The 8,317-nt window shown below is 74.4% G+C and carries 8 protein-coding genes; 5 read left to right on the top strand and 3 right to left on the bottom strand.

The features are described from left to right. The 3 genes from AB0G13_RS32915 to AB0G13_RS32905 all read left to right on the top strand — a co-directional run. Positions 1 to 851 (top strand): dihydrolipoamide acetyltransferase family protein (locus AB0G13_RS32915; RefSeq protein WP_357883042.1); only part of this gene is annotated, 851 nt, incomplete at its 5' end. Between the two features lie 140 nt (positions 852 to 991). Then, positions 992 to 2,656: a right-handed parallel beta-helix repeat-containing protein gene (locus AB0G13_RS32910; RefSeq protein ID WP_357883048.1), complete on the top strand. Its 1,665-nt coding sequence runs from the start codon at positions 992 to 994 to the stop codon at positions 2,654 to 2,656. 323 nt (positions 2,657 to 2,979) lie between these two features. Further along, positions 2,980 to 4,248, top strand: a complete 1,269-nt coding sequence (locus AB0G13_RS32905) for an Ig-like domain-containing protein (protein ID WP_357883045.1) — start codon at positions 2,980 to 2,982, stop codon at positions 4,246 to 4,248. 74 nt (positions 4,249 to 4,322) lie between these two features. Here AB0G13_RS32905 and AB0G13_RS32900 read toward each other — a convergent pair whose 3' ends face one another. Beyond that, positions 4,323 to 5,342, bottom strand: coding sequence for an SMP-30/gluconolactonase/LRE family protein (locus AB0G13_RS32900; RefSeq protein ID WP_357883039.1), 1,020 nt, complete (start codon positions 5,340 to 5,342; stop codon positions 4,323 to 4,325). A gap of 154 nt (positions 5,343 to 5,496) precedes the next feature. Between AB0G13_RS32900 and AB0G13_RS32895 the strand changes: the two genes are divergently transcribed. Continuing rightward, complete coding sequence (locus AB0G13_RS32895) at positions 5,497 to 5,847, top strand: STAS domain-containing protein (RefSeq protein ID WP_357883036.1); 351 nt, start codon at positions 5,497 to 5,499, stop codon at positions 5,845 to 5,847. Positions 5,848 to 6,041: 194 nt separating this feature from the next. Here AB0G13_RS32895 and AB0G13_RS32890 read toward each other — a convergent pair whose 3' ends face one another. Further along, positions 6,042 to 6,434, bottom strand: a complete 393-nt coding sequence (locus tag AB0G13_RS32890; RefSeq protein ID WP_357883033.1) for an FKBP-type peptidyl-prolyl cis-trans isomerase — start codon at positions 6,432 to 6,434, stop codon at positions 6,042 to 6,044. Positions 6,435 to 6,723: 289 nt separating this feature from the next. Further along, positions 6,724 to 7,299 (bottom strand): hypothetical protein, encoded by a 576-nt coding sequence (locus tag AB0G13_RS32885; protein WP_357883030.1) that lies wholly within the window; start codon positions 7,297 to 7,299, stop codon positions 6,724 to 6,726. Between the two features lie 192 nt (positions 7,300 to 7,491). On the opposite strand from AB0G13_RS32885, the gene AB0G13_RS32880 reads away from it, so the two are divergent. Next, the gene (locus tag AB0G13_RS32880) at positions 7,492 to 8,190 is read left to right on the top strand and encodes a CBS domain-containing protein (protein WP_357883027.1); all 699 of its coding nucleotides are present in this window, start codon (positions 7,492 to 7,494) and stop codon (positions 8,188 to 8,190) included. The last annotated feature ends 127 nt before the right edge of the window (positions 8,191 to 8,317 follow it).

Genomic DNA, 8,317 nt, shown 5'->3' with positions numbered 1-8,317 from the left:
GCGAGCACGGCCTCGACCTGGCCACCCTGCGCGGCACCGGCCCCGGCGGGGTGGTGCGCCGGGCGGACGTGGAGGCCGCCGCGGCCGGGGCGGCGACGCCGGCCGCCCGGCTCGCCGCGGTGCCGGACGAGCCCGTCCCGTCGGCGGTCTCCGGCGCCGAGGACCTCATCGTCCCGCTGACCGGCATCCGCAAGGCGATCGCCGACAAGCTCTCCCGCAGCCGGCGGGAGATCCCCGAGGTGACCATCTGGGTGGACGTGGACGCCACCGGTCTGCTGGAGACCCGCGCGGCGATCAACGCGGCGACCCCGGACGCGCCGGTGAGCATCCTGGCCCTGCTGGCCCGGATCTGCCTGTCCGGGCTGCGCCGGTACCCGCAGCTCAACGCCCGGGTCGACACCGAGGGCCAGCGGATCGTCCAGTCCGCCGGGGTGCACCTGGGCATCGCCGCCCAGACCGACCGGGGGCTGGTCGTGCCGGTGCTGCGGGACGCGCAGCGGCTCACCACCGCCGAACTGGCCGCCGAGCTGACCGCGACGACCACGGCCGCCCGGGCCGGCACGCTGCCCCCGGCCCGGCTGACCGGCGGCACGTTCACGCTGAACAACTACGGCGTCTTCGGCGTCGACGGCTCCACCCCGATCATCAACCACCCGGAGGCGGCGCTGCTCGGGGTGGGCCGGATCGTGGACAAGCCCTGGGTGGTGGACGGGCAGCTCGCGGTGCGGAAGGTGACGCAGCTCAGCCTGACCTTCGACCACCGGGTCTGCGACGGCGGGGTGGCCGGCGGTTTCCTGCGGCACGTCGCCGACTGCGTCGAGCGGCCGGCGGTGCTGATCGCCAACGTCTGACCCCCGGCCACGACGGCCCCGGCTCCGCCCTCCGGCGGCGCCGGGGCCGTCGCCGTCGCGGCCCGCGTTTCCCCCGGAAACGGCCGGGAATGCGGGCCGGGCAGTCTCGCCGAGGGGAGGACGAGGTGGCGTACCCGAACATGCCCTCCGCCGGCGGCGTGCGCCGCCACGCGGTGGCCGGCGCCCCGCTGCTCTGCGACGCCCGGGAACACGGCCTGGTCGGCGACGGGGTGGCCAACGACCAGCCGGCGCTCGCCGCGCTGGTGGACCGGCTCGGCGACGCGTACGCCGCCGACGGCCGGGCCCGGATCGTCTACTGCCCGCCCGGGGTCTACTCGATGCGGGACTCGGGCACCGTGTGGCGTTCCGGGGTGTCGCTCGTCGGCGCCGGCCCGGGGGCGACCCGCTTCGTGCTCAGCAACGCCGGCAACCGGGCCGACCCGGCGCCGCTGGCCTTCTACACCACGCTCCAGCACGGTGCCGACCGGGTCCGGCACCTGGCGGACTGCACCTTCTCCGACTTCGAGATCGACGGCTCGGGGGTGGCCTCGGCGGACTACAACCCGCTGGCCAAGGGGCTCGGGTTGCAGTACGTCGTGCGCGGCATCTTCCGCAACCTGTACATCCACCACACCGCCGCCACCGGCCTGGGCTGCGACTTCCTGCAGGACTGCCTCATCGAGGGGGTGCTGGTGGCTGGGTGCGGGCGGCTGGACAGCGGCACCGAGATGGGCGGTGCCGGCATCGGCGTCGGCATCGGCGGCTGGGGCAGCGTCGAGCGGTTCAACATCGTCAACTGCAGCGCGGTGGCCAACGCCACCAACGGCATCTTCCTGGAGTTGCAGGAGGCGGACCACCTACGTCCGCGGGGAGTGCGGATCATCGGCTGCCACGCCCAGGGCAACCGCTTCGGCATCTCCGACTGGGGCGCGAACGGCCTGATCGTCTCCGCGTGCACCATGACCGGCAACCTCGAGGCGGGCTTCCACGTCTCGGCGAAGGGCACCACGCACACCGCCGGGCGGGGCGGCATCCTCACCGACTGCGTGATCGACGGCAACCTGCGCGACGGGGTCAGCATCGGCAACACCCCGGGCCCGTACACGATCCGCGGCAACCGGATCAGCGGCAACGGCCGGTACGGCTACCACCAGCGCAACCTCGGCGGATCCGAGGAGCAGGTCGCCGAGGAGATCGTCATCGAGAGCAACGACTTCTACGGCAACAGCGCCGACGCCATCCGCATCGACCGTCCGGTCCGCGACGCCATCCTGGTCGCCAACCGGATCCGCAACAACGGGCGGCAGTGGGCGCCGGCGACGAGCGGGCGCGGCGACTCGGTGCGGTACACCGAGAAGTCGGTGGTGGACCGGCGGGCGACCTGGCCGAACGACGGCCACCGGGGCAAGGTGGTGCGGGTCGGCGAGCGGATCGCCGTGGTGGCGGCCAACGACGACACCGAGCTCACGCTCGCGCCGATCCGGCCGGATTCCCCCAGCGGGTGGAGCGGAGCCACTCCGGCGCCGGGCACCCCGTACGAGCTGCCCGCCGGGCCGCCGGTGCGGGCCGGCATCGCGATCAACGCGGCCGTCGACTCGGCCACCATCCGGGGGAACCGGATCTGGGACAACCGGGAGCCGAGCACCCAGGACCACGGGCTGTGGATCACCGATCAGGGCAGCTGCGTGGACTGCCGGGTCGAGGACAACGACCTCGCCGGCAACGCGGACGCCGCCATCCGGATGGACACCCCGCCGGTCGGCGGCCGGTGGGAACGCAACCACGGCGACGACGCCTGGACGTGAGCGTGCGGCGTCGGGGTTGAGCCTGGACGTGAGCGTGGTCGCCGGCGGCGACGCGCTCGGGGTGGCGTCGTGCCGCGCACCGCCTCGTGGCCGGCGAACCGCCCGGGGCGGGGCAACGGGGACGCACCGGGAGGCCGGGGGCCGGCGGTGGCGCGTCGGACGATCCCGGACGGATCCGGAACCCGGAGCGGGCGGCACCATTCCGTGCAGGGCGGGAAATGCCTCGCATAATTGCTTTCCCTATTCCGCCGAAATTGCGCGCCCATCCGGCGCGGCGTGGAGAGAATGTGGCTGAGGGACACCAATTAACGGGGGGACGCATCATGGAGTTGAGGCGGCGACTGACGGTGCTGGCCGTGACCATCGCGGCAGCGCCGTTGGCCCTCGGCGGGTGCACCGCCGACCGCAAACCGGGTGCCGGGCCGGCCGAGGGGCGCGCGGCGGCGGCACCGGAGCTGACCGTGACGCCCGCCGACCGCGCCCGCGAGGTGCCGATCAGCGCCGAGGTGGGGACCGCGGTCAGGAACGGGAAGGTCACCGCCGTCCGGATCACCGACGACAAGGGCGCGCAGGTCGAGGCAGAGCCCCGGGAGGACGGTTCGGGCTGGGTGCCGAAGGCGCCCCTGGAGCCCCGGCGCACCTACACCGCGGAGGTGACCGCCACGGGGGACTCGGGGAGGACGACCACCCGCAAGACCACCTTCACCACGATGCCGAAATCGACGAAGCCGGAAATCACCAGCACGTTGTACTTCGCCGGTAATCGGACGTACGGCACCGCCATGCCGGTGACCGTGGCGTTCGACCCGCCCATTCCGAAAGAGGCCAGGGGCGACGTGCAGCGCCGTTTGTTCGTGAAGACGGATCCGCCGCAGCCGGGTGCCTGGTCGTGGGTGTCCGACGGCAGTCAGGCCTATTACCGGGCCCCCGACTTCTGGCGCCCGGGGACCAGCATCAGCGTCCGGGCCGGGCTGGAGGGCCTGCCGATCGGCAAGGACCGGGTCGGCGACTCCGACCGCACCGCCACCTCCAAGATCGGTCGGCAGGTGGCCCTGGAGATCGACAACGCGACCAAGCAGATGTCGGTGCTGCGGGACGGCAAGGTGGTCCGCAAGATCCCGGTCAGCATGGGCAAGCCGAGCACGCCGACCTCCAGCGGCAAGATGGTGATCATGGAGAAGCACGAGTTCACGACGTTCGACACCCGGGGTTCGGCCGACCCTTACGTGGTCGACGTCGAGGACGCCCAGCGGCTCACCTGGGGCGGCGAGTTCATCCACGCCGCGCCCTGGTCGGTGGGGGATCAGGGCAGTACCAACGTCTCGCACGGCTGCACCAACGTGTCCAACGAGGCCGCGGACTGGCTGATGGGCGTCACGCAGGTCGGCGACCTGGTCACCATCAAGGGCACCGAGGTCGAGTTGAACGAGGGCAACGGCTGGACGGCCTGGAACGTCAGCTGGGACGAGTTCGTCAAGGGCAGCGCGCTGCCCGTGCCGGCCGGCCTGCGGCCGACCCCGTCGGCCGTGCCGCACCCGGGTGCGGTGGCCGGGGGCTCGCCGGTGCCGGCGCCGTCCGTGCGCGGCGGCTGATCCGACGGTACGCACACCCGGGGACCGGCCCGCCGCCGACGCGGGCCGGTCCCCGACGCGTCGGTCGTCGCGGCTCAGCCCAACGGCACCCGGGCCACCCCGGGCCCCGTGAGGCTCCCCAGCCACAGGTGGTCGCCGTGCTGGCGGACGCCGGTGATCATGTCGTAGGTGCCGCGCGGACCGTGCAGGGTGCGCAGCACCCGTCCCTCGCCGTCGACGAGGGCCACCAGGCCGTAGCGCAGCGGTTTCGGCTGCACCGCCGCCGGCAGCACCGCCACCAACTGCCGCAGCCGGGGATGGGGCAGCAGCCGCTCCACCACCGGCACCCGGGGACTGGGCAACGCGATCCAGTACGTCCCGTCGCCCACCGGGGTCAGGTTGTCCGGGTACGCCGGCAGGTCGACCAGCACGGTGACCGCGCCGTCGGCCAGCGAGACCCGCACCAGCCGGTGCGTGGCGGTCTCGACCAGCATCAGCGCCGACTCGTCCGGGGTGAGCGCGAGCCCGTTGGGGAAGTGGAACCCGGCGCGGACGACGTCGGTGCGCCCGCTGCGCGGGTCGTACGCCAGCACCCGCCCGTTGGGCCGGTGTTCCAGCAGGTCCCGCTTCCAGTGCGAGAGCGGGAAGCGGTCGGAGGAGTCGGTGAAGTAGACGGTGCCGTCACGGGCGACGGTGGCGTTGTCGGCCAGGTGTGCCCTCGCCCCGAGCCCGCCCAGCTCGCGTACCGCCCCGTCGCCGGTCACCCGCAGCAACCCCCGGTACGCGTCGCAGACCACCAGGCTGCCGTCGCGCGGGTCGACCTCCACGCCCAGCGGCCGGCCCCCGGTGTCGGCGAGCGGCCGGGGGCGGGTGCCGGGAGGCGCGTCCACCGGCCACCACCAGAGCCGGCCGTCCGCCGCGCCGCTGACCACCCGCCCGGACGGGTCGACGACCACGTCCTCCGGGCCGGATACCCCGTCGGGCAGGGGCAGCAGCTCGACCGAGTCGAGCCGCCGGTCGACGGGCGCCCACGGCCCGTCGAGCGGCGGCGGGACCGTGGCGGGCTCGCGCACGGGTCGGATCAGCCGGGGCGCGCGGGGGCGGGAGGCGACCATCGGCTCATTCTCGCCGCCGAGGTCGCCGCCCGCAGGCCCGCGCCGCGTCCTCCCTGAGGGGGATCCGGGAGGCCCCGGGTATGACCCTGGGCGTACCCCGATCCGGTCCCTCAGCAGGGCGGAAATGTCGGTGGTGGGGGATAGGTTCGTCGGTATGGAACAGCGCGACGACCGGCTCCACGTGGAGATCACCGTGGCCGACCACGAGGTGGAGGTGCGGGCGACCGGCGAGGTCGACATCGCCACCGTCGCCACGTTCCGCTCCGCGCTCTGGGCCGCTCCGGCCCGGCCCGTGCTCCGGCTGGATCTCTCCGGCGTCCGCCTGCTCTCCGCCGCCGGCGTGCGGGCGCTGGTCGCCGCGCACCTGCGCGTGCGCGCCCGAGGCGGGGAACTGGTGCTGCTCCGCCCCGACCCGGTGGTCGAGCGGGTGCTGCGGGCCACCGGCCTGCACCGGGTCATCCCGATCGTGGACCCGTGCGCCGACCGGGAGCTGGTGCCCTGCTGACCTCCGGCGCCCGAGATCCAGCGCGGCGTGCGGGCCGGTGCCGACGGCGTCGTCCGCCATCCGCACCGGCCCGTGGCCGAGCGGTTCGCCCGTCCGCTGGGCGGTTGGCCCGTTTGCTGAGCGGTTGGCCGTGCGCCGAGCGGTTGACCGTCCGCTCGGCGGCTCACCGCCCGCTCAGGAGGCTCGCCGTCCGCTCAGCGGACGCCGAGCAGGTCGACGACGAAGACCAGGGTCTCGCCCGGCTTGATGACGCCGCCGGCGCCCCGGTCGCCGTAGCCCAGGTGCGGCGGGATGGTCAGGCGGCGCCGACCGCCGACCCGCATGCCCACGACGCCCCGGTCCCAGCCGGAGATGACCTGCCCGCCGCCGAGCGGGAAGTCGAACGCCTCGCCCCGGTTCCACGAGGAGTCGAACTCGCGGCCGGTGGAGTGGGCGACCCCCACGTAGTGCACGCTGGCCAGCTGTCCCGGCTGGGCCTCCGGCCCTTCGCCGACGGTGATGTCCTCGATGACGAGGTCGGCGGGCGGCGCGCCCTCGATCGGACCCACCTCGGGCTTGCCCGAGCGGGCGCCTGCTGCCTGGTTCATTCGGGAGTCTCCTGCCGTTTCGGTCCTGATGTCCGTCACCCGAGATCCTGCCCGATGGCGTCCGGCCGATGTGTGGCGGTCCCGGAGACCTTCGGCGCGGCCGGGCGGGCGAGGCGCCGGCCGAGCCTCCCACCTGCCCCGAGACGTCAGGCGGGCGGGAGACGCGGCCGGCGGGGGCGTGACGCGGTGGGGTGGGCAGGCGCAGGCGGGCGTGACACGGCGGGGGTGGGCACGCGGAAGCGGGCGTCACCGGTGGTGACGCCCGCTGGTGGGTAGGTGCCGCGCCCGGTCACCGCAGCCAGGGGAAGCGCCGCACGATCGGGAGCCTGGCCCACCTCGCGCCCAGGCCGAGGGTCGCGCCGGCGTTGACCAGTGCGAGCCCGACCAGCAGCGCCGCGTTGAGCAGGTGCTCGTCCATGAAGGGGTTGTTCTCGGGAGGCAGGACGACCGTCCACATCATCACGTAGAGCACCGTGCCGGCGACGGCGGCCAGGCGCATCCCGATGCCGAGCAGCAGCGCGACGCCGATCGCGGCCAGGCCGACCATGAAGAGCACGTCGGCCCAGGCGGCCCCGGCGATGCCGTGGTAGAAGTCCGCGAACGGACCCGCCGCGCCGAAGGTCAGGAAGCCCTTGGTCGGGCTGCCGCCGTTGATCCAGGCGTTCTTCGCCTCGGTGGCGAACCCCAGACCGAAGACCTTGTCCAGGAACGCCCAGAGGAAGGTCCACCCGAGGGCGATCCGGATGCCGGCGAAGACGTAGCGGGCTGCCCGCTCCCTGGTGGTCTCGCCGACGTGCCGGGTCTCCGCGACCGGAGCGTCAGTCCTGGCGGTGGTGCGCTCGATCGTCGCGGCCATTCTCTCCACGTCCCTTCGTGTGCCTCGCACCGCGCTTTCCCGGTGGCATCTCCATTGGACGCCCGTCGGCGCCCGGCGGGCAGGGCCGACCGGGCCCCACCGGACCGGGACCTTGGACCCCTCCTGGCCCGGTCCGGCGGCCCTGACCCGGCGGGCCGCCGCGGCCGTAGCGTCGCAGGTGGGAACGACAGGGAGGTCGTGATGAGGACGTGGCAGGTGGGCGACGTGATGACCCGGGAGGTCGCGACGGTGGGGGAAGAGACCCCCTACCGGGAGATCGTCGACGCGTTGGTCCGGCGGGGCATCAGCGGGGTGCCCGTGGTGGACGGCTTCCGCCGGGTCCTCGGCGTGGTGTCCGAGTCGGATCTGCTGCACAAGGTCGAGCGGGCCGGCCGCCCCGACGAGCGGCGGGTCTTCGAGGGGCGGCGGCGCCGCGCCGCCCGGGAGAAGGCCGACGCCCTGCTGGCGCGTGACCTGATGACCGCCCCGCCGGTGACCACCTGGCCGGAGGCGACGATCTCCGCCGCCGCCCGGCAGATGGACCAGGAGTCGGTCAAGCGGCTGCCGGTGCTCGACGACCTGGGCCGGCTCGTCGGCATCGTCACGCGCGGCGACCTGCTGCGGGTGCACCTGCGCAGCGACGCGGAGATCCGCGAGGACGTGGTGCAGGAGGTGCTGCGCCGGGTGCTCGCGGTACGGGACGGGCTGGTCACGGTCCGGGTGCGCGACGGCGAGGTGACGCTCGACGGCCGGTTGGACCGGCGCAGCGCCGTCGAGCTGGCGGGCCGGCTGGCCGGGCAGGTCAGCGGCGTGGTCCGGGTGACCAGCACCCTCGCCTACGACGCCGACGACACCACGCTCGTCGACCTGGACGCGGCCCGGAGCACCCCGGTCGCCTGACACCCGTGCCGCCGCCCGCCTGACACCCGTGCGGGCCGGCCCACCGGCGGCACCGACCTGCCCGGGCCGGCCGGCGGCACCGGCTCGGGCGGCCCGTCGGCGGCAGCCGCGCGGCACCCAGGACGGC

The organism is Micromonospora sp. NPDC023633, assembly GCF_040640035.1.
Lineage (GTDB): Bacteria > Actinomycetota > Actinomycetes > Mycobacteriales > Micromonosporaceae > Micromonospora.
Note: the sequence above shows the minus strand (reverse complement) of the source record. Positions and strands in the feature narration are given on the sequence as shown.

Excerpts from the sequence above, each read along its gene's own strand:
- AB0G13_RS32910 (WP_357883048.1), top strand. The coding sequence starts at position 992 with ATGCCCTCCGCCGGCGGCGTGCGCCGCCACGCGGTGGCCGGCGCCCCG.
- AB0G13_RS32905 (WP_357883045.1), top strand. The coding sequence starts at position 2,980 with ATGGAGTTGAGGCGGCGACTGACGGTGCTGGCCGTGACCATCGCGGCA.
- AB0G13_RS32900 (WP_357883039.1), bottom strand. The coding sequence starts at position 5,342 with ATGGTCGCCTCCCGCCCCCGCGCGCCCCGGCTGATCCGACCCGTGCGC.
- AB0G13_RS32895 (WP_357883036.1), top strand. The coding sequence starts at position 5,497 with ATGGAACAGCGCGACGACCGGCTCCACGTGGAGATCACCGTGGCCGAC.
- AB0G13_RS32890 (WP_357883033.1), bottom strand. The coding sequence starts at position 6,434 with ATGAACCAGGCAGCAGGCGCCCGCTCGGGCAAGCCCGAGGTGGGTCCG.
- AB0G13_RS32880 (WP_357883027.1), top strand. The coding sequence starts at position 7,492 with ATGAGGACGTGGCAGGTGGGCGACGTGATGACCCGGGAGGTCGCGACG.